General features: G+C 73.3%; 18 protein-coding genes and 1 pseudogene. 8 read left to right on the forward strand and 11 right to left on the reverse strand.

The window, feature by feature from the left end; genetic code table 11:
• Positions 1–20: 20 nt before the first annotated feature.
• The gene (locus ACLJOU_RS24335; RefSeq protein WP_410570164.1) at positions 21–203 is read left to right on the forward strand and encodes a hypothetical protein; all 183 of its coding nucleotides are present in this window, start codon (positions 21–23) and stop codon (positions 201–203) included.
• On the opposite strand, the gene ACLJOU_RS24340 is transcribed toward ACLJOU_RS24335, so the two are convergent.
• From ACLJOU_RS24340 to ACLJOU_RS24350, 3 genes and pseudogenes are all read right to left on the reverse strand, one after another.
• Positions 184–2,583, reverse strand: a complete 2,400-nt coding sequence (locus ACLJOU_RS24340; RefSeq protein WP_410570165.1) for a glycoside hydrolase family 65 protein — start codon at positions 2,581–2,583, stop codon at positions 184–186. The two genes, ACLJOU_RS24335 and ACLJOU_RS24340, sit on opposite strands and share 20 nt — an antisense overlap.
• Positions 2,580–3,311, reverse strand: a complete 732-nt coding sequence (locus ACLJOU_RS24345) for an HAD family hydrolase (RefSeq protein ID WP_410570167.1) — start codon at positions 3,309–3,311, stop codon at positions 2,580–2,582. Before ACLJOU_RS24345 ends, ACLJOU_RS24340 begins: the two co-directional genes overlap by 4 nt.
• Positions 3,312–3,539: 228 nt before the next feature.
• Positions 3,540–3,887, reverse strand: a pseudogene (locus ACLJOU_RS24350) (ArsR/SmtB family transcription factor); the annotation flags it as partial.
• Positions 3,888–4,005: 118 nt separating this feature from the next.
• On the opposite strand from ACLJOU_RS24350, the gene ACLJOU_RS24355 reads away from it, so the two are divergent.
• Positions 4,006–4,506 carry a PaaI family thioesterase gene (locus ACLJOU_RS24355; RefSeq protein ID WP_410570168.1) on the forward strand — a complete coding sequence of 167 codons (501 nt, stop codon included), beginning with the start codon at positions 4,006–4,008 and terminating at the stop codon, positions 4,504–4,506.
• A gap of 78 nt (positions 4,507–4,584) precedes the next feature.
• Here ACLJOU_RS24355 and ACLJOU_RS24360 read toward each other — a convergent pair whose 3' ends face one another.
• A complete protein-coding gene (locus tag ACLJOU_RS24360) occupies positions 4,585–5,061 on the reverse strand; it encodes a MarR family winged helix-turn-helix transcriptional regulator (protein WP_410570170.1) in 477 nt (158 codons plus the stop codon).
• Here ACLJOU_RS24360 and ACLJOU_RS24365 point away from each other — a divergent pair.
• Positions 5,060–5,521, forward strand: coding sequence for a pyridoxamine 5'-phosphate oxidase family protein (locus ACLJOU_RS24365; protein WP_410570172.1), 462 nt, complete (start codon positions 5,060–5,062; stop codon positions 5,519–5,521). The two genes, ACLJOU_RS24360 and ACLJOU_RS24365, sit on opposite strands and share 2 nt — an antisense overlap.
• 29 nt (positions 5,522–5,550) lie before the next feature.
• Here the strand turns inward: ACLJOU_RS24365 and ACLJOU_RS24370 are convergent, their stop codons facing one another.
• Complete coding sequence (locus ACLJOU_RS24370) at positions 5,551–6,966, reverse strand: FAD-dependent monooxygenase (protein WP_410570174.1); 1,416 nt, start codon at positions 6,964–6,966, stop codon at positions 5,551–5,553.
• A 99-nt stretch (positions 6,967–7,065) separates the two neighbouring features.
• Between ACLJOU_RS24370 and ACLJOU_RS24375 the strand changes: the two genes are divergently transcribed.
• Positions 7,066–9,789, forward strand: coding sequence for an ATP-binding protein (locus tag ACLJOU_RS24375; RefSeq protein WP_410570176.1), 2,724 nt, complete (start codon positions 7,066–7,068; stop codon positions 9,787–9,789).
• Between the two features lie 82 nt (positions 9,790–9,871).
• Here the strand turns inward: ACLJOU_RS24375 and ACLJOU_RS24380 are convergent, their stop codons facing one another.
• From ACLJOU_RS24380 to ACLJOU_RS24390, 3 genes are all read right to left on the reverse strand, one after another.
• Entirely contained in the window at positions 9,872–11,056 is a 1,185-nt protein-coding gene (locus tag ACLJOU_RS24380) for a cytochrome P450 (protein WP_410570178.1), read from the reverse strand.
• Positions 11,053–11,502, reverse strand: coding sequence for a MarR family winged helix-turn-helix transcriptional regulator (locus tag ACLJOU_RS24385; protein ID WP_410570180.1), 450 nt, complete (start codon positions 11,500–11,502; stop codon positions 11,053–11,055). The genes ACLJOU_RS24380 and ACLJOU_RS24385 overlap by 4 nt, the downstream gene beginning before the upstream one ends.
• Before the next feature lie 128 nt (positions 11,503–11,630).
• Positions 11,631–12,830: an ROK family protein gene (locus tag ACLJOU_RS24390; protein WP_410570182.1), complete on the reverse strand. Its 1,200-nt coding sequence runs from the start codon at positions 12,828–12,830 to the stop codon at positions 11,631–11,633.
• A gap of 100 nt (positions 12,831–12,930) precedes the next feature.
• Here ACLJOU_RS24390 and ACLJOU_RS24395 point away from each other — a divergent pair, with 100 nt between their 5' ends.
• Entirely contained in the window at positions 12,931–13,671 is a 741-nt protein-coding gene (locus tag ACLJOU_RS24395) for a DUF427 domain-containing protein (RefSeq protein WP_410570183.1), read from the forward strand.
• A 4-nt stretch (positions 13,672–13,675) separates the two neighbouring features.
• On the opposite strand, the gene ACLJOU_RS24400 is transcribed toward ACLJOU_RS24395, so the two are convergent.
• Together ACLJOU_RS24400 and ACLJOU_RS24405 are read right to left on the reverse strand one after the other, a co-directional pair.
• On the reverse strand, positions 13,676–14,956 hold the full coding sequence (locus ACLJOU_RS24400) for a carotenoid oxygenase family protein (RefSeq protein ID WP_410570185.1): 1,281 nt from the start codon (positions 14,954–14,956) through the stop codon (positions 13,676–13,678).
• Entirely contained in the window at positions 14,953–15,513 is a 561-nt protein-coding gene (locus ACLJOU_RS24405; RefSeq protein WP_410570186.1) for a hypothetical protein, read from the reverse strand. Before ACLJOU_RS24405 ends, ACLJOU_RS24400 begins: the two co-directional genes overlap by 4 nt.
• An 89-nt stretch (positions 15,514–15,602) precedes the next feature.
• Between ACLJOU_RS24405 and ACLJOU_RS24410 the strand changes: the two genes are divergently transcribed.
• Positions 15,603–16,115 carry a PadR family transcriptional regulator gene (locus tag ACLJOU_RS24410; RefSeq protein WP_410570187.1) on the forward strand — a complete coding sequence of 171 codons (513 nt, stop codon included), beginning with the start codon at positions 15,603–15,605 and terminating at the stop codon, positions 16,113–16,115.
• A gap of 29 nt (positions 16,116–16,144) precedes the next feature.
• On the opposite strand, the gene ACLJOU_RS24415 is transcribed toward ACLJOU_RS24410, so the two are convergent.
• Entirely contained in the window at positions 16,145–16,831 is a 687-nt protein-coding gene (locus tag ACLJOU_RS24415; RefSeq protein ID WP_410570189.1) for a zf-HC2 domain-containing protein, read from the reverse strand.
• 110 nt (positions 16,832–16,941) lie between these two features.
• Between ACLJOU_RS24415 and ACLJOU_RS24420 the strand changes: the two genes are divergently transcribed.
• Both ACLJOU_RS24420 and ACLJOU_RS24425 read left to right on the forward strand, forming a co-directional pair.
• Entirely contained in the window at positions 16,942–17,493 is a 552-nt protein-coding gene (locus tag ACLJOU_RS24420) for a sigma-70 family RNA polymerase sigma factor (RefSeq protein WP_410570191.1), read from the forward strand.
• Between the two features lie 165 nt (positions 17,494–17,658).
• Positions 17,659–19,932, forward strand: a complete 2,274-nt coding sequence (locus ACLJOU_RS24425; RefSeq protein WP_410570193.1) for a molybdopterin cofactor-binding domain-containing protein — start codon at positions 17,659–17,661, stop codon at positions 19,930–19,932.
• The last annotated feature ends 10 nt before the right edge of the window (positions 19,933–19,942 follow it).

A 19,942-nucleotide genomic window follows, 5' to 3' on the forward strand; every position in this document is an offset into this window, starting at 1 on the left:
AACCGGGTATTCCGGAAAGCATGAGCGAGCAGCAGCGCCTCCACGGCCGTGACGACGAAGACGAAGAGCTCCCGAAGCTCCCCACTCCCGGCAAGCTGACGCACGACGTGCCGACGGCCCCGGACCCGGACGTGAGCCCGGGCGGGACCGAGGAAATCCCGGCCCCACCCGGACGCGAGGCCGCTAGCGACCTTCCTCGGTGATGGGATTGGCGGGCTCGGCGTACTGACGCACCGCTTCCGAGTCCCGCCGCATCGGTGCCCGCCCGGGCGGCTGCTTCGGCGTCGGGCCCGCGTCGATCTTCGGGATCGCGAACCGCTGCGGCTCCGCCGTGATGGTGAAGCGCTCGCCGTGGTGCAGCACCTCGAGGGGCTCGCCCGCCACCACGTGGTAGGTGGCCTGGTCGGGATCGATCTCGACCTGGAACCGGGTGCCGCGGAACATCAGGCGGAAGGTGATCCGCCCCAGCTGCGGCGGCAGCCGCGGGGCGAAGGCCAGTGTTCCGCCGTGGTCGCGCAGACCGCCGAACCCGGCCACGGCGCCCTGCCAGGCCCCGGCCAGCGACGCCATGTGCAGGCCGTTGCGCACGTTGTTGTGCACGTCGTGCAGGTCGGTCAGCGCGGCTTCGGCGAGGTAGTCGTAGGCCAGCTCCAGGTGCCCCACCTCGGCCGCCACCACCGCCTGCGTCGCCGCCGACAGCGAGGAGTCGCGCACGGTCCTCGCTTCGTAGTAGGCGAAGTCGCGCGCTTTCTCCTCCGCGCTGAACGAATCGCCGCACAGGTGCAGCGCCAGTACCAGGTCCGCCTGCTTGACGACCTGCTTGCGGTACAGGTCGAAGTACGGGTAGTGCAGCAGCAGCGGGTAGTCCGACGGGTCCGTGTCCTCGTAGTCCCACTCGTCGTGGTCCAGGAACCCCTCCGACTGGGGGTGCACGCCGAGTTCTTCGTCGTAGGGCAGGTACATCGCCGCCGCGGCCGCGCGCCAGGAGTCCAGCTCGACGGTGTCGACGCCGAACCGCGCCGCCACGTCCGGGTGCCGCTCGCACGACGCTGCCGCCGCCTGCAGGTTCCGCCGCGCCATCAGGTTCGTGTAGACGTTGTTGTCCGCCACCGCCGAGTACTCGTCAGGCCCGGTGACGCCGTCGATGCGGAAGGCGCCGTGGCGGTCGTGGTGACCCAGCGACGCCCACAGCCGCGCGGTTTCCAGCAGCAGCTCGGTGCCGTAGTCGCGCTCGAACTCCTCGTCGCCGGTCGCGTTGAGGTAGCGCACGACGGCGTCGGCGATGTCGGCGCTGACGTGGAACGCCGCCGTGCCCGCCGGCCAGTACGCCGAGCACTCGGCGCCGTTGATCGACCGCCACGGGAACGCCGCGCCGCGCAACCCGAGCTGGTGCGCGCGTTCCCGCGCCTTGTCCATTGTGGAGTGACGCCAGCGCAGCGCGTCACGCGCGGCGTCCGGGATGGTGTAGGTGAGCACCGGCAGCACGAAGGACTCGGTGTCCCAGAAGGCGTGTCCGTCGTAGCCGGGCCCGGTCAGCCCCTTGCCGGCGATCGCGCGGCTCTCGCCGCGGGCCCCGGCCTGCAGGATGTGGAACAGCGCGAAGCGGACCGCCTGCTGCAGTTCGGGATCGCCCTCGATCTCGATGTCCGACGTCCGCCAGTAGTCGTCGAGGAATTCGCGCTGCTCGGTGAGCAGGCCCTTCCAGCCGGTCTGGCGGGCGCCGGCCAGCGCCGCCTCGACCTGCGACCGCAGCGCGGGCACCGATCGCTGCGCCGACCAGCCGTAGGCGAGGAACTTGGTGATCCGCAGCCGGCCGCCCTTCGGGACGTCGACCGCGACGGTCAGCCGCGCGAGGTCGTCCTCGGAGTGGATGCGGGCGCGGATCCCGTCGTCCACCTCGATCTTGTGGTCCATCGCCGCGGCCATCCGCAGCCCGGAGCGGCGGGTCCGGTGCACCAGCACGGCGTTGTAGTCCGACGCGCGGTGGAACTCGCCGACCAGCGGCGAGTTCAGGGCGGCGGCCACCCGCGGGTCGCTCGTGTCGGACTCGATCGGTTCGTTGGCCAGCAGGTCGGACTGGACGACCAGCTGCAGGTCCTCGTCGAGCGGCTCGACCTCGTACCGGATGGCGGCGATCGCGCGCTGGGTGAACGACACGAGCCGTTCGGTGCGGACGCGGACCCGCCGTCCGGTCGGCGAGGACCACTCGGTGGTCCGGCACAGCGTGCCCGTGCGGAAGTCCAGGACGCGGTCGTGCGCGGTGGCCGCGCCGTAGCGCATGTCGAGCGGTTCGTCCTCGACGAGCAGGCGGATGATCTTGCCGTCGGTCACGTTGACGACGGTCTGGCCCTCTTCCGGGTAGCCGTAGCCGGCCTCGGCGTAGGGGAGTTCGTGCTGTTCGTAGAAGCCGTTGAGGTAGGTGCCGGGCAGCCCGCGCGGCTCGGCCTCCTCGAGGGTGCCGCGCAGGCCGATGTGGCCGTTGGACACCGCGAACGCCGATTCGGTGCGCTGCAGGGCGTCGACGTCCATGCCGCGCCACCGCAGTTCCCACGGCGAGCATTCGTAGCCGTGCGGTTCGGTCATCGGTTCTCCAGGAGGTCGGCGAGGTCGTCGACGACGATGTCGGCGCCGTGGGCGCGCAGTTCGGCGGCCTGGTCGGCCCGGTTGACGCCCACGACGTACCCGAAGCCGCCGGCCTTGCCGGCCTGGACGCCGGACTGGGCGTCCTCGAAGACGGCCGCGTGCGCGGGTTCGACGCCGAGCGCCGCGGCGCCGGCCAGGAACGAGTCCGGCGCGGGCTTGCCCTTCAGGTGCTGTTCGCGGATGACGATGCCGTCGATGCGGGCCTCGACGTACTTGCTCAGGTCGGCGCCGTCGAGGACCTTGGCGCCGTTGGCCGACGACGTCACGACGGCGACCCGGAGCCCGGCGGCCTTGACCGCTTCGAGGTAGCGCACCGAACCCGGGTACGGGTTCACCCCGCGTTCGTCGATGATCTTGAGGACCAGCTCGTTCTTGCGGTTGCCCACGCCGTTCACGGTCGGGGCGTCCACCGGGTCGTCGGGCTCGCCTTCGGGCAGCGTGATCCCCCGTGACCGCAGGAACTCCCGCACGCCGTCGGCGCGCGGGCGGCCGTCCACATAGGCCGCGTAGTCGCGGTCGGTGAACTCGGCGAACCCGGCGCCGTCGCGGGCGCGGAGGAATTCGTCGAATGTCCGTTTCCAGGCTTCGCGGTGGAGGACGGCCGTGCCGGTCAATACTCCGTCGAGGTCGAACAGGCAGGCGGTGATGGTCTCGGGCAATCCCGTCATGCCCGCACGCTACCGGTCGTCGGCGGCTCCCGCGTGTTGTTCGGGGGTCCGGGTGGCGAAGCCCCCGGCTCGGGGCGGAGCCCCGGTTGTCTCAGTGTGTTGTTCGGGGGTCCGGGTGGCGAAGCCCCCGGCTCGGGGCGGAGCCCCGGTTGTCTCTGTGTGTTGTTCGGGGGTCCGGGTGGCGAAGCCCCCGGCTCGGGGCGGAGCCCCGGTTGTCTCAGTGTGCTGTCCGGGGGGCTTGGCGTGGGGGCGGACGTGGTGGATGAGTTCGTGCACCGTGGCGTCCGCCAGCCGGTAGCGCACCACCCGGCCGTCGCGTTGTGGCGTGACCAGTCCGTGTGCGCGCAGCAGCCGCAGGGCCTGTGACACGGCGGTGTCCGTCATGCCCGTGGCCGCGGCGAGGTCGGTGACGCTGATCTCGCGGGCGTAGTGGATGGACACCAGCAGCGCCAGCCGGGACGGGTCGGCGACCACGGAGAAGCGCCGGGCCCACTCGTCGATGCCGGCGCGGTCGCCGAGCCCGTCGACCGCGGCCGCGACGCGTCCCGGGTCGATCGGCTTGCGGTCGGTGCTCACCCCCGGATGATTCCACCCGGGGCGCGGGGCGACCACCGGTGGTCTGGGTCACGGCGTGCTTGACGCTCGCCGTCCCGCGGGCGACCCTTAAGACAGTTGTCATAATCGAGGAGCCGGGATGACCGACGTCGAAGCGCAGGTCCGTTCGAAGACCATCACGTGGCAGGACCCCCTGGAGTCCGCGCGGCTCGGCGCCACGATGTCCGGCCTGGCGTACATGCAGGCCATTGCCGGGGGCCGCGTTCCGCCGGCGCCGATCGCCGCGCACTTCGGCCTGCGCTGGGAGCGCGTCGAAGCCGGCGAGGTGGTGGCGGTCGCCGAGCCGGACGAGTCGCTGTACAACCCGATCGGCATGGTCCACGGCGGTGTGGCGGCCACGATGCTGGACTCGGTGATCGGCTGCGCGGTGCACACGACGCTGCCGGCGGGAGTGGGCTACGCGTCGGTGGAGCTGAAGGTGAGCTACCTGCGCGCGATCCACGCCGGGCGCGGGGAGATCCGCGCGACGGGCCGGGTGGTGAAGGAAGGCTCGCAGATCGCCTTCGCGGAGGGGGAAATCCGCGACGCCGAAGGCAAACTGCTGGCCACGGCGTCGGGGACCTGCGTCATCACGCGCTGAGGGGCTGCTGCACGTTCCGGCGCTCGACGAGCGGGCCGGGTTCCCCCGCGGCACGGGTGTGGATGACGCGCGAGGTGCTCACCGCGGCGGCCGGACCCGCCGCGCGCGGATCGCGTCGTCGCCGCCGTAGCGGCCGATGACCGACGCCAGCAGGGCGCGCGCATCCGAAACCCGCTCGGTGCCGTATTCGGCGACCAGTTCCTCCTGGAGTTCCTGCCGCAGCACGCGCGTCGCTTCGACGGCGGCCAGCGCGTGCTCGGTCAGGTGCAGCAGTTTCGTGCGCCCGTCCGCCGGGTCGGGTTCGCGGCGCAGCAGACCCCGGTGTTCGAGGTCCGCGACCGCCTTCGACGCGGCCTGCTGGGTGACGCCCATCCGCTCGGCCAGCGCGGTGACGGACAACGGGGCGGCCAGGACGTGCTGGAGCACGACGCCGTCGTTGAAGCGCAAGCCGCCGAAGCCGCGCCCGGCCAGCCGCCGCTGGACCTCGTCCGTCATCGCCCAGCCCGCGAAGAGCGCCGTGAGAGACAGGTCGAGGCTGCTAGGATGCACAACCATGGTTGTGGAATCTAGCAGAGTGCCGGCGGAGCTGGCGGAAGCGTTCGTGCGCGTGGCGCACCGGATCGTCTGGTGCACGCTGGTGACGGTCGACCGGCGGGGCCGGCCGCGCTCCCGCGTCGTCCACCCGATCTGGCAGCACACGCCGGACGGCCTGGTCGGCCGCCTGTTCACCCGGCCGACGCCGCTGAAGCTCGCCCACTTGGCGGCGTCGCCGTACGTGTCGTGCTCGTACTGGGACCCGCAGCACGAAGTGGCGGTGGCCGAGTGCCGCGCGGAGTTCGAGAACGACGAGCGGACGCGCGAAGACCTGTGGAACCTGTTCGCTTCGACCCCGGAGCCGTTGGGTTTCGACCCGAAGATCCTGGGCGGCGAGGACCACCGCGACCCGAAGATCACGGTGCTGCGCCTGACACCTTGGCGGCTCTCGGCCGGCGGCGAGGCCTGGCGAGCGGCGTAGGGCGCGGCACCGTGACCGCCGGGCGGGGCTCAGGGGCGGCCCGCGAGTGCGGTGAGCGTCCGGTGCAGTTCGGCGGGGCCGGGCGCGCCGGGGAAGACCTTGCCGACGTAACCGTCGGGGCGGACCAGGACCGTGGTGCCCGCCGGTTCGGCCGGCGCCGCCACGTGCACGCGGCCGGTCCAGCCGTCCGGTTTCGTGTCGCCGAGCAGGACGAACCGGCCGCCGCGGAGGGCCTCGTACAGGCGGGTGCCGTCGGCCAGCGGGATGTCCGGCATCCGGGTGCCGACCAGCTTGTGCTCCCCGCCCGGCGCCGGGTAGCGGAACCCGACCGCACTCAGCCGCCCGATCAGCGTGCGGTGGACCGGGGGCACCCGCACCACCGCCCCGCCGACGAGCCCGCGCAGCGCGCGCAGGACCGGGGACCGCAGCATCGCCATGCGGATGATCGTGCCGCTGATCCGCAGCACCTCCTCGCCCACCGCGTGCCGCTCGGCCTGGTAGGTGTCCAGCAGCGCGGGGGACGCGCCGTGGCGGACGGCGGTGAGCTTCCAGCCGAGGTTCGCCGCGTCCTGGAGGCCGGTGTTCATGCCCATCCCGCCCGCCGGGGAGTGGACGTGCGCGGCGTCGCCGGCGAGGAACACGCGCCCGACGCGGTACTGCGGGGCCTGCCGCTCGTCGCTGTGGAAGCGCGACATCCAGCGGGCGTCGTGCATGCCGAAGTCCGTGCCCAGCGCGCGCCGGGTGATCGCGCGGATCTCCTCGAGGTCCAGCGGCGCGTCGTCCGGCACGCTGCGGAGCCGGTCCCAGGCCAGCACGCGCCACCAGCCGTCGCCGAACGGCGCGATGAACGCGAACTCGTTGCCGAACCCGTTGACCGTCAGGGTTTCCGGCGGTGCCTCCCGCAGGCGCACGTCGGCCAGCATGATCGAGCGCAGGACCGACTTGCCGGGGAACGGCAGCCCGAGAGCGGTCCGGACGGTGCTGTGGAACCCGTCCGTGCCCACCAGGAACGCCGCGCGGTAGACGCTGCCGGGCGTTTCGGCCGTCACCCCGTCGTCGTCCTGCCGGACCGCGGTGACCTGCGTGCCGGGCACGATTTCCACCCCTGCGGCGACCGCGCGCTCCCGCAGCACCCGTTCGACGTTGTACTGGGCCGTGACCAATAGGTACGGGAAGCGGCTCGGCAGGCGGCCGAGGTTCACCGTCACCCGGCCGAACAGCCGGGCCTCGGACAGCCGGTTCACGCCCGTCTCCTCGAGCTTCTCGGCGAGCCCGCGCGCGTCGAGCACCTCGAGGGTGCGCGCGTGCACGGCGAACGCCCGCGACAGGTTCGACACCGTGCCGTCACGCTTTTCCAGCAGCGTGACCTCGGCCCCGGCCTCCGCGAGGTCCCCGGCGAGCAGCAGCCCGGTGGGTCCGGCGCCCACCACGATCACGTCCGGCATCACGATCCCCTTCGGTAGTGGTTACCGCAGCGACGGTAGGCGGCCGGACGGTTGACCGAATCAGTCATCCATACCTGGATCGACCGGTAGGTTCGGGACGTGATCTACGGTCGTGACCGGGAAAAGGCGCGCCTGGCGGAGGTACTCGGCGCCGTGACCCGGGGGCGCGGCGCGGCGCTGGTCGTCCACGGCGAAGCCGGGATCGGGAAGTCCGCGCTGCTGGCGCACCTGGCGGGACTGGCCGCGGGTGCCGCGCGCGTGCTGCGGGTGACGGGTACCGAAGCCGAGGTGGACCTCCCGTTCGCCGCGCTGCACGCCCTGCTCCGCCCGCTCCGGGACCGCGTGGACACGCTGCCCGGTCCCCAGGCGGGCGCCCTGCGCGCGGCGTTCGGCCTGGCCGCCGCGCCCGAGGGCCACGACCGGTTCCTGACCGGGCTCGCCGTGCTGACCCTGCTCGCCGAGGCCGCCGAGGAACGGCCCGTCGTCTGCCTGGCCGACGACGCCCAGTGGCTGGACCAGGCTTCGGCCGAGGCGTTGCTGTTCGCCGCGCGGCGGCTGCAGGCGGAAGGGGTGGCGGTGGTGTTCGGGGTACGCGACGGCGACCGGCCGTTCCCCGCCGCGGGGCTGCCCGAACTGGCGTTGCCGGGCCTCGACGAGCCGCAGTCGGCCGCCGTGCTGGGCGAGCACGGCGGCGAGCTCGCCCCGGCGGTGCGGGATCGCCTCGTCGCCGAGTCCGCGGGCAACCCGCTGACCCTGATCGAGCTGGCGCGCTCGCTCGGGCCGGAGCAGCGGGCGGGGAAACTGCCGCCGCTGGGGTGGCACACCGAAGCGTCGTCACCGCTCGGGCGGGTGGAGAACGCCTTCCGCGCGCGGATCGGCGCCCTGCCGGACGGCAGCCGCACCCTGCTGACCGTGGCCGCCGCCGACGGCACCGGGGACCTCGCGCTGGTCGTGCGGGCCGCGGCCACCCTGGGTGCCGGCGTCGCCGACCTGGAACCGGCCGAGCACGCCGGGCTCGTCCGGATCGACGGCGAGCTGCTCGTCTTCCGCCATCCGCTGGTCAAGGCCGCCGCCTACCGGGGCGCGGCACTGGCGCGACGGCAGAACGCGCACCGGGCGCTCGCCGCCGCGCTCGCGCCCGGCGGGGACGACGAGGCGGCGGACCGGCGCGCCCAGCACCTCGCGGCCGCGACCACCGGGACCGACGAGCCGCTCGGGCGCCTGGTCGAGCAGGCCGCGGACCGGGCCGCCCGCCGCGGTGCTCCTGCCGTGGCCGCGACCGCCTACGAGCGGGCCGCGCAGCTGACCGAAGACCACGAAACCCGGGCGCGGCTCCTGGTCCGGGCCGCGGTCACGGCGGCCGAGGCCGGGGAGCTGGCCCGGGCGGGCGCGCTGGCCGAACGCGGCGCCCGGCTCGCCACCGACCCCGGCCTCCTGGCGGAACTGGCCGGCGTGCGCGCGGCGTGGGAGTTCGAACTCGGCAACGCCGCGGCCGCGGGGCGCATCGCGGTCGACGCCGTCGGCGCCATCGCCGCCCCGGCACCGGAAAAGGCCACGGCCATGCTCGGCGACGCGGCCACGTACGCCTACCTCGCGGGCGACGTCGAGACCGTGCAGCAGGCCCAGCGGCTGATGACCGCCGTGACCGGGCGGCACCCGGAGCTCGCCGGGAACGTCTTCGCCGGCGTCCGGGGCTGTGCGCTGCTGCTGTCCGGCGACCACCGCGGCGCGTTCCGGCTCCTGCGTGCGACGTGGACGGCCCCGGACGCCGATCTCCTCTACCGGTTGTTCACCACGATCATCGCCGGCGCGGACCGGGAGGGAGCCGCGCTCGCCGACGAGTTCGTCCGGTACTGCCGGGACCACGGCCGGATCGGCGAGCTGACCCACGCGCTGCAGATCCGGGCCCAGCTGCGGATCCTGCACGGCCGGCACGCCGAAGCCGAGGCCGACGGCGCGGAGGCGCTGCACATCGCCGAAGCGACCGGGCACACCCGCCGGGCCGGCCACCTGCGCGGGATCCTGGCGCTCGTGGCGGCGATCGAGGGCGACGAGGCGCGGTGCGAGGCGTGCGCCGGGCAGGCGAGCGGGGTGGCCGCGGGGGAGTGGTGGGGCGAGCACGCCCGAGGCGTCCTGGCGCTGGGCCGCGGCGACCACCCCGCCGCGGTGCGGCACCTGACCGGCCTGCTGACCGGGCCGGGCGGGCACACCGCCGTCGGCCGGTCCGCGACGCCGAGCCTGGTCGAGGCGCTGGTCCGGGTGGGCGAGCAGGAGGCGGCGGCCGGGTACGCCGCGCGGTTCCGCGACTGGGCGGAGGCGGGCGAACAGGAGTGGGCGCTGGAGCTGACGCACCGCTGCCACGCTCTGCTGGCCCCGGCGGCCGAGGCGGAACCGTACTACCTGCGGGCCTTGGCGCACCACGAGGGCGGCACCCGCCCGTTCGAGCAGGCGCGCACGCTCCTGGGTTACGGCGAATGGCTGCGCCGTGCCCGCCGCCGCGCGGACGCGGCCTCCCGGCTCCGCGCCGCGGCGGACCTGTTCGACGGCCTCGGCGCGGCCCCGTGGCTCGCGCGGGCCGAGCACGAGCTGGCGGCCATCGGCGCCCGCCCCCGCACGACGGCCCGGCAGGCCGCGGCCCTGGACGCGCTGACGGCGCAGGAGGCCCAGGTGGTCCGGCTGGCGGCCACGGGCGCGACCAACCGCGCGATCGCGGCGCAGCTGTTCCTCAGCCCGCGGACGGTGGGGTACCACCTGTACAACGCGTTTCCCAAGCTGGGCGTCACTTCCCGCGCCGAGCTGGCCCGGTTCGGCGAGGTGCCGTAGTCCCCGGTGACGCGGGAGGTGGTCGGGCACCTGCGCTTTTCCGACGCTCGGTGTCGGTGCCGTCCCGAGCTGCCGCGTTCCGTCAGTCCCAGGCCACCGGGAGCCGGTCGATGCCGTAGATCGGGTGGGCGTGCCGGAACGGCAGCTCGCCCGCCGGGACGGCGAGCCGGAGCCGGGGCAGCCGCCGCAGCAGTGCGGTCAGCGCGACCCGGAGTTCGAGGCGGGCCAGGTGGTGGCCGAGGCAGAGGTGCTCGCCGTGCCCGAAGGCGAGGTGGTGGTTGGGGCTGCGGCGGAGGTCCACCTCGTCGGGATCGGGGAACTCGCGCCGATCCCGGTTGGCGATGTCGGCCGCGGCGATGACCCCCTCCCCGGCGCGGATGGTCACGTCGCCGAGCCGGACGTCGGCGGTCGCGACGCGGCGGCGGCCGAGGTGGGTGATCGTCAGCAGCCGCAGCAGTTCGTCGACCGCGGCCGCCGGGGGACCGTCCGCGCTCCGGAACGCCTCGGCGTGCTGCGGGTTGTCCAGCAGGAACGCCGTGGAGAGGGCGATCTGGTTGGCGGTGGTTTCGTGGCCGGCGACCAGCAGCAGGATGGCGGTGGCCACCGCGTCGGAGCGGGACAGCGCGCCCGTGGCGACCTGTTCCGCGCTCAGCCGGCCGAGCAGGTCGTCGGTGGGGCGGGTGCTTCGCCGGTGCAGCAGGGTGCCCAGGTAGCGGGCGAGTTCCGCGGTGGCGGCCCGGTTGGCCTCGTCGCCGGCGGAGTCGTCCAGCATCGCGCGGGCGCGGTCTTCGAAGAAGGCGTGGTCTTCGTAGGGCACGCCGAGCAGGTCGCTGATGACGATGGACGGCAGCGGCAGCGCGTACCGCTCCACCAGATCGGCGGGCTGGGGGCCGGCGGTCAGCTCGTCCAGCAGCTCGGCGGCGGTGCGCTCGATCGACGGCCGCAGGGCTTCGACCCGCCGCACGGTGAACTCGCCGATGAGCATCCGGCGCAGGCGGAGGTGCTCGGGGCCGTCCATGGAGATGAACGAGCCGCGGCCCGTCCGCCGGCCCCGGCCGGCCGGGCCGCGGGCGGGGTAGCCGGGCCGGGCCGGATCGACGCTGAACCGGCGGTCGGCGAGCACCGCGCGGACGTCGGCGTACCGGGTGAGCAGCCACGGCGTGCTCCCGTCCCAGATCCGGACGCGGGTGATCGGGGCCTCGCGCTGCAGGTCGGCCAGCCCGGGCGGCGGCGTGTACGGGCATGCCCGGGGCAGCGGGAAGGTCATGCTTCCTCCTTGGCGGCGGCGGCGGCGGCCGGATGGTCGGAGAGGCGCTCGAGCAGGGGAGCGGCCAGCCGGAGGACCCCGCGCTCGGTTTCGCCGAGCGCGCCGAACGCGGCGGCCAGCCACTCGTCGCGTTCGCGCATGTCGGCGTCGAGCGCGGCCGCCCCCGACGCGGTGAGGCCGAGGACGACGCTGCGCCCGTCCTCTTCGTTGGGCGACCGGCTGATCAGCCCGTCGGCCTCGAGTTCGGTGAACACCTTCGTCAGCGCCTGCGGCCGCTGCGCGTCGGCGGCGGCGATCTCGCGCGGGCTGCTCGCGCCGTGCCGGGAGAGGTACCCGAGCACGCCGACCTTGGCGGGGCTCAAGGCCCCCGCGGAGCGGCTGCCGCGCAACCGCCGCGCCAGCCGGAGCACGCTCCGGCGCACCGCCTTCACTGTCTCGTCGTCCACGAGTTAGTACTATATTCAGTACCAATTCTCGAGCGCAAGGCAGCAGGGGAGTGTATCTAGTTCACTAGTCATTAGTTTCGGCCAGGGTGGCCTTCAATGGCCGCGTCCCGATCACCAGGGCCGGTGCTTCAGGCGGCACCGACCCGGCGGTCGAACACCAGGCCCTCCGCCGCCTGCAGGCCCACGCTGATCGCCCCGGTCAGGACCGCATCCTCGCCGAGTTCGCCCTGGACGACCTTCGGCACCAGCGGCGTGAACGCGCGCAACGCCCGGTCGATGGGCTCCAGCAGCAGGTCCGCGGCCGTGCCCATGCCGCCGCCCAGGACGATCAGCTCCGGGTCGATCACCGCCGCCACCGAGGCCACCGTGTACGCCAGGCGGTCCGCTTCCGTCTCCACCGCGCGCCGCGCCAGTTCGTCGCCTTCGCGAGCCAGCCGGAACACCTCGCGGGCCGATTTCGCCGTGCCCAGGCCGAGGTCGCGGGCCCCCTGGACCACCGACTGGGCCGCCGTCGCCTCTTCGAGGTGGCCGCGGGCCGGCGGGGTGGTGGGCTCGTCGGCCGCGCGCGTGCGGCCGTACGGGAGGTAGCCGATCTCGCCCGCCGCGCCGGTCGCGCCGCGGAACACGCGGCCGTCGACCATCAGGCCCATGCCGACGCCGGTGCCGATCGTGATGCAGCCGAACACCGACGCGCCGCGCGCCGCCCCGCTTTCCCACTCGCCGACGGCGGTGAGGTTGGCGTCGTTCTCCACCATCAGGTCCGGGCCCAGGGCCGCTTCGAGGTCGTCGATGAGCCCCGCGCGCCCCCAGCCCGGCAGGTTCGGCGCGTGCCGGAAGCAGCGCTTCTCCGGATCGGCGACACCGGGGGAGCCGACCACGCGGACAACGATGTCGCCCGCCGAAAGACCGGCCTCCGCGACCGCCGAAGCCGCGATCTTCCCCACCGCGGCCACCAGCGCCGCACCGGACCGTGCCGTGTTCCGCTCGTCGCGCCGGGCCACCAGCGTGCGGCCCAGGTCCGACACCGCGACCCGCAGGTGCTCGCGGCCGATGTCGACCCCGAGCACGTACCCCGCGGTCGGGTCGGCCTCGTACAGCACGGCCGAGCGTCCGGTGCCGGTGGACGTCTGCCCGGTCGGGCGGGCCAGCCCGGCCGCCTCCAGCGCCAGCAGCGCCTGGCTGACCGTCGGCTTCGACAGCCCGGTGTCCTTCGCGACCTGTGGCCGGGTCGCCGGCCCGCCGCGGCGCAGCAGGTCCAGCACCGCCCGCTGGTTGATCTTGCGCATCCCGGCGGGGGTACCGACCGTGGGGATTTCTACGCCGGCCACCCGTGCCCGCCTCCTGTCGTCCTCGTGCTGCCTGCCACGCTAGCCGTCCCGCCCCCGAGCCCGCCGGAATACCCGCACTTCGCGGCCCGTTGAGCGGAGCATGAGCACTCCGGGACGCGGCCGGGTCCGCGTGGCACAGGGCGCGAAGCGGGTACGGGTGTTCCTCGGCGGGCAGCTCGTCGCGGACACCGTGCACCCCCTCCTGGTGTGGGAAGTCCCGTACTACCCCACGTACTACCTCCCGCGCGCGGACGTCGTGAGCGGTGTTCTCACCCCCTCCGGCCGGACGGCGCACTCGCCGAGCCGCGGAGAAGCTGTTCTGTCGACGATAAAGGGTGCCGCAGCCGAGGCGGTGGACGGCGCGCTGGAGTACCCGGATTCGCCGATCGAAGAGCTCCGCGGCCACGTCCGCTTCGAGTTCGGCGCGTTCGACTGGTTCGAAGAGGACGAACAGATCTTCACGCACCCGCGCGACCCCGGCGTCCGCGTCGACATCCTGCCGAGTTCGCGCCACGTGCGGATCGAGGTCGGCGGCGTCACGGTCGCCGACTCGGTGCGGCCGCACCTGCTGTTCGAAACCGGCCTGCCGACCCGCTACTACCTGCCGCGCGTCGACGTGCGGATGGACTTGCTGACGAAGATCGACGTCGTGACGCACTGCCCGTACAAGGGCGCCGCCGAGCACTTCGACGTGGCCGGGCGGGAAGACCTGGCCTGGAGCTACCCGACGCCGCTGCCCGAAAGCACCCGCGTCGCCGGGCTGATCGCGTTCCTCGACGAGAAGGTCGACGTCTACGTCGACGGTGTCCGCCAGGACCGCCCGAAGACGAAGTTCGCCTGAGCCCTCACGCGTCCGGCAGCCAGTTCCCGTGGAAGCCCGCGGGCACCCGCTGCGGGAGGTGGACGGCCGCCACCGGCGCCGCGGCGAGGTTCCCGGCGTCGAGCACGACGAGGTCGCTGCGCCCCTCCGCCGCGTCGTGGACGTAGGTGAGCAGCCAGCCTTCGCCGTCCTCGGCCGGGACGAACACGGCTTCACCGGGCGTGCGGCCGGGCGCGAAGACGTGCTCGGTGGCCGTCCCGGTGTGGAGGTCGTGCCGTCGCAGGACGCCGTGGCCGGTCACGTGCCCGAAGCGCGTGTCGGAGGTGGCGAGCCGGTCGTCGATGCGGGGGAACTCGCCGGGGCGGTCGTCCAGCCGGTCCTCGGTGACCGTGCCGGCCGCGAGGTCGATCGTCCAGCGCCACAGCGACGCCGGCGGGTCCTCGTGCCCCGCCCACCACTGGTGGTCGTAGCGCAGGACGTGCACGACGATCCGGCCGTCGGCCGTGTCGAAGGCGTTGAGCGTGTGGAAGACGTAGCAGGGCTCGATGTCCAGCCACCGCACGCCCGCCTCCGGCCGGTCGCGGCGGAGCACGCCGAGCCGGGCGCCGTAGCCGGTGTCCCAGCGGTAGGGCATGCCGCGGCCGACCGACGCCCGGTCGAACACGACGGGCAGGTCGTAGAAGACGACGTGCTCCCCGGTGAGGGCGAAGTCGTGCATCATCGTCAGCCCGGGCACGTCGATCGGCTGCTTGACGACGAGCTTCCCGGCCGCGTCGGCGCGGTAGTAGCCCACGTGCGGCGCGGTGATGCTGCCGTAGCCGAAGAAGTGCAGCTCTCCGGTCGCCGGGCAGATCTTCGGGTGCGCGGTCATCGCGTCGGCCAGTTCGCCGCCGAAGTCGTACACGCCCACGGTTTCCAGCTCCGTCGTGATCTCGTACGGCAGCGACGATTCGACGAGCGCGAGCGTGCGGCCGGCGTGGTTCACCACGTGCGTGTTCGCGACGCTGCTGTGCAGGTTCCGCGTGCCGTCTTCGTTGTAGAGCTTCAGATCCGGGTTCGCGAAGCTCTCGGTCCGCACCCAGCGGTTGCGGTACCAGGCGGCGCGGCCGCGCTCGAGGCGCACGCCGTGGACCATGCCGTCGCCGGTGAACCAGTGCTGGTTGTCGTCGCGCGGGTTCGGGCCGTTGCGCAGGTACCAGCCGGTCAGCTCGGGCGGCAGGGCGCCGGTCACCGGGAGGTCGAACGCGGTCAGCTCGTCGTGGACGGGTGCGTAGGGACCGGCGAGGTGGAAATCGGTGGTGGTCATGCGGCTTCCCGGGCCCGGGCGCGGACGATGCGCGGGTAGCGGATGGTGAAGGCGACGGGGACGGCGAAGCAGAGGACCTTGAGCGCGATCAGCGCGAAGGTGGCGTGCGGCGCGAAGTTCAGCAGGGCGATGCCCGCGACCCCGCCGACGGTGAAGCTCGCCGCCCAGACCAGCGTGATGAGCACGTTGACCCGTTTGAACACCGGGTTGTCCCAGAACTGCTCCGGCGTCGACTGGCGGGCGATGCCGAGGGTGAACGGCTTGCCGATGGCCAGCGATCCCCAGGCGGTGAGCGCCAGCCAGGCGTCGGTGAGGGCGCCGGTGTAGGTCTTCAGCGGCGACGCGGGAAAACTGAACGCGACGGCGGTGAGCAGGGTGAAGAACGCGAACCCGCTCCACTCGATGATCAGCGTGTCCGCACTGCGGCCCGCGCGGCGGGCGAGCAGCAGCAGCGCGGCGGAGATGACCAGGCCGGTCAGGGCCGACCAGCGCCAGTCGAACTGCGTCGCGACCACGGCGAACGCGATCCACGGGAGCAGGCTCTTCAGGTAGTTCACGACGGTCCTCCCCGACGTTCCAACTTTGACAGGTCGAAGTTAGAACGTCTGCGGTGGACATGTCAATAGTGGAATGTCATCATGGGGTCATGAGCCTTCGACACGCGGTGCTGGGGATGCTGGCCGACGAGCCCGGAAGCGGCTACGACCTGCTGAAACGGTTCGAGCGGGCGATGGCCAACGTCTGGCCGGCCACGCAGAGCCAGCTCTACGGCGAGCTCGGCAAACTGGAGGCCGCGGGCATGATCCGCGTCCTCGCCGAGGGCCCGCGCGGGCGCAAGGAGTACGAGATCACCGACGCCGGGCTCGCGGAGCTGCGGCACTGGCTCGTCGACGTCGGGCCGGGTGGTCCGCCGCGCAGCGCCGCCCTGCTGCGGGTGTACTTCCTCGGGTCGGTCGCCCCGGAGCGGGCGCGCGGTTATCTCGCGACGCTGGGGGAGGCGGGCCGGGAGCGCGAAAAGCGGCTCGCGGAGCTGGAATCGACGATCGACTGGGGCGAGGACAACCAGTCCCTGTACGGCCGGTTGGTGCTGGAGTGGGGGAAGAGGTTTTCGGCGATGCAGCGCGAGTGGGCGGAGTGGGCGGTCGAGCAGGTCCGGTGAGCGGCGGCTAACGGCCTACCCGGCGCTGCTCAGGCCGCGTGGCGGCCGTGGGCCTGGCGCCGGAAACCGCGCGCCCGCCGGTGCCCCGCCGCCGGTCGGTCCACAGTGGACCCTCGTGTCACCGTGCCGTCGTCGGCCGTCGCCGCGGGGAGCGGGGCGCCCCGATCGCGTTGCGCCCGGTGTACCGCGTACAGCAACGCCAGCCCGAGCACCACGAGCACGTGGGTCGCCAGCCGGGACAGCGTCACCTGGCCCGCCGCCAGATCGCCCGCCGAAAGGGCCAGCAGCACGCCGACGAACCCGGTCAGCAACGGCAGCTGACCGCCCGCCGTGCCCGGCCGCAGGGCCGCCGCCAGCAGGCCGATCCCCACCGCGAGGTTCCACGCGCCGCTCTCGTGGCCGAGGTGGACGCCGCCGTGGGCCGTCCCGAGCAACTCCGCGAAAGCCAAGCCCAGCTGGGCGATCGCCACCACGGTCAACGCGATCCGCAGTCCCCAGCCCTCGCCGGACGGCGCCGGTGTGCGGTCGAGGATCGCGGCGGTCAGGTCCGGCACCGGCGGCGCGGGGCGCAGCAGCATCGTGCGCCGCAGCCGTTCCGCGCCCGCGAGCCACTCCCGGCACTCCGCGCAGGACGCCAGGTGCTCGTCGGGCGACGCCGGCTCGGTCTCGCCGTCCAACCGGGCCGACAGCGCTTCACGGCAGTCCTCGCACCTCATGGTCCACTAGTCGGACGGCGGATCCGCGGAGTTCCCCGTCACCGCCTCCGCCTTCCTCCCCACCACCGCCCTCGACCGGGGCGCTTCGCGCCGCTGTATGTTTCCGGCTCATGACTCACCGTGAGGACGACGACCGCGTCACGGCCCTGGCCCTGTCCGCCGGCCGCGGCGATCGGCGCGCGCTCGAGGAGTGGGTCCGCGCCACCCAGGCCGACGTCTGGCGCTTCCTCGCGCACCTCACCGACACCGCCGCGGCCGACGACTTGACGCAGGAAACCTACCTTCGCGCCTTCGGCAGCCTTCGCCGCTTCGCGGGACGTTCCTCCTCGAGGACGTGGCTGCTGGCCATCGCGCGCCGGGTGGTCGTCGACCAGCTCCGCGCGGCCGGCGCGCGGCCGAAGATCGCCGACACCGACTGGGAGGCCGCCGCCGAGCGCACCGGCGATCCCGCGGCCGGTTTCGAGGACCTCGTCGCACTGCGCCTGCTGCTCGACGGGCTGGCGCCGGACCGGCGCGAGGTGCTCGTCCTGACCCAGGTGCTCGGGCTGTCCTACGCCGAGGCGGCCGACGTCTGCGGCTGCCCGGTCGGCACGGTCCGCTCCCGCGTCGCCCGTGCGCGCGAGGACCTGATCCAGGCCCGGCGTGCCCGCGGGGCCGGCTGATCCAGTCCGTTGCGCCGTCCGGCACTGTGGCGGGGCACACATTCGGCGGCTTCGGCTGTCATTTCGTCACAGAGATGGGCGAACTCGACTACGCGGCGTTGACGGCCGGTCAACGGGGTCCATAGCGTGGCGCGCACCCCGCCACCACCCAGCAAGGGATTCCCGATGGCCCGTCCCACCACCGAACCCGCCGACCCCGCCGACCCCGCCGAACCCGCCGAATCCACCGAGCCCGGGCGGGTCGGCCGCCGCCGTTTCCTGACCTACCTCGTCGCCGCGCCCACGCTCACCGTCGCCACGAAACTCACCGCCGACGCCGTGGCCCCGGCCCGCGCCGAGGCCGTCGTCCCGACCCTGCCGCAGCCGGCGGAGATCCTCGACCTCGGGGACGTGCTGACGCTGTCGTGCGCGCCGACCGCCGGAATGCTCGTGCTCGAAATGACGTCCGCCGGCCGGGCCCGGCTGCAGCTGCCGCGCGCGGAGGTCGGCCAGGGCATCACGACGGCGACCGCCATGCTCGTCGCCGAAGAGCTGGACCTGCCGCTGGACCGCGTCGACGTCGTGCTGTCCGACGCCCGCACCGAGCTGCTGTTCAACCAGCTCACCGGCGGGTCCAACACGATGCGCTCGCTCTACGACCCGGTCCGCGGCACCGCGGCGACCGCCCGCGCCCGGATGGTCGCCGCGGCCGCCGCGCAGTGGGGGACCGACGCTTCGCGACTGTCCACACGCGACGGTGCGGTGTGGGCGCCGGACGGGCGCAGCGCCTCCTACGGCGTCCTCGCCGGCCCCGCGTCGCGCTCGGGCCTGAGCGTCGGCGTGATCCAGCCGAAGGCCGAGTCGGCGCACACGCTCGTCGGGACGCCGACCTCGCGCCAGGACGCCCGCGCGATGGTCACCGGCCGGCAGGTCTACACGCTCGACCTCGACGTCCCCGGCGCCAACCCGGTGATGGTGCGGCGCCCGCCGACGATCAACGGGACGGTGCAGAAGGTCAACAACGAAGCCGCCGTGCGGGCCATGCCGGGAATCATCGACATCGCCGTCGTGCCGACCGGGGTGGCGGTGATGGCGGAGACCTTCGGTCAGGCCCTCGACGGCAAGAACGCCCTCGACGTCACGTGGGGCCCGGGCACGGTCGACGGCGAGAACAACGAGACGATCAAGAACAAGCTGCGGGCCGCCGCGCTGCCGTTAGTGGTGCCGCCGCTGCTGACGCAGTACGTCGACGGCGAGTTCGACTTCGCCTTCGCCAGTCACGCGCCGATGGAGTCGAACTCCGCCGTCGCCGACGTCCGCGAGGACAGCGCGACCATCTGGGCCGGGCTGAAGTCGCCGATCGTCGCGAAGCAGACCATCGCCCAGGAGCTGGGCCTGCCGGAGAACAAGGTCACGGTGCACGTCCAGCAGGGCGGCGGGTCCTTCGGGCGGCGGCTGTTCTTCGACGCGGCCCTCGAAGCCGCGCACATCTCGAAGGCGATGAAGAAGCCCGTCCGGCTGATGTGGAGCCGGATCGACGACATGCGCCACGGACGCGGGCGCGCGGCGAGCTACCACCGGATCCGGGCGACCTTCGCGCTCGGGCAGGTGCTGACGTTCGAACACCGCGTCGCCAGTGTCGAAACCGACTGGAGCCACGGGCTCGGCGAAATCCTCACGGCGTTCGCGGCGAAGCTGCCCGTCGGGGGCAACCTCAGCTTCGCGCAGACGGTCTTCCTGCTGACCGTCAAGTCGCCGTACAACTTCGGCGTCACCACCCAGCTGCTCAACGAGGTCCCGCTGAAGTTCCACACCTCGGCGTGGCGGTCGGTGTACTCGGCGAACACCCGCGGCGCCGAAGAAATCATGGTCGACGAGATCGCGGCGAAGCTCGGCAAGGACCCGGTGGCCTTCCGGCGCGAGTTCATCAAGGAGCAGCGCCAGCGCGCGGTGCTCGACAAGGTCGCCGAGCTGGGGGAGTGGGGCAAGAAGCTGCCCGCCGGGTGCGCGCAGGGCATCGCGGTGCACGGCGAGTACAAGTCCTACACCGCCTGCCTGGTCGAGCTGGACGCGCGCGACCCGAAGCACCCGCGCGTCACGAAGGCGACCATCGCGGTCGACGTCGGCAAGCCGGTGAACCCGCGCGGCATCCAGGCGCAGATGCTCGGCGGCCTGACCGACGCGATTTCGACGACGCTCACCGCGGGCCTGCACATCGACAGGGGCCTGCCGCTGGAGGGCAGCTACTCGCAGTTCCACTACGCGCGGCAGAAGAACTCGCCGACGGACGTCACCGTGCATGTCATGCCCGCGACCGGCGACGACATCGGCGGAGCCGGCGAGCTCGGCCTGCCGGCGCCGGTCGGCGCGATCGCCAACGCCTACGCCCGGGCGACCGGGACCAAGCCCCGCAGCTTCCCGATCACCTTCCCGGTCGACTTCGACCCGTTCCCGCGCTGAGGAGAGTTTC

It is taken from the genome of Amycolatopsis sp. cmx-4-61, assembly GCF_046548775.1.
Classification (GTDB): Bacteria; Actinomycetota; Actinomycetes; order Mycobacteriales; family Pseudonocardiaceae; genus Amycolatopsis.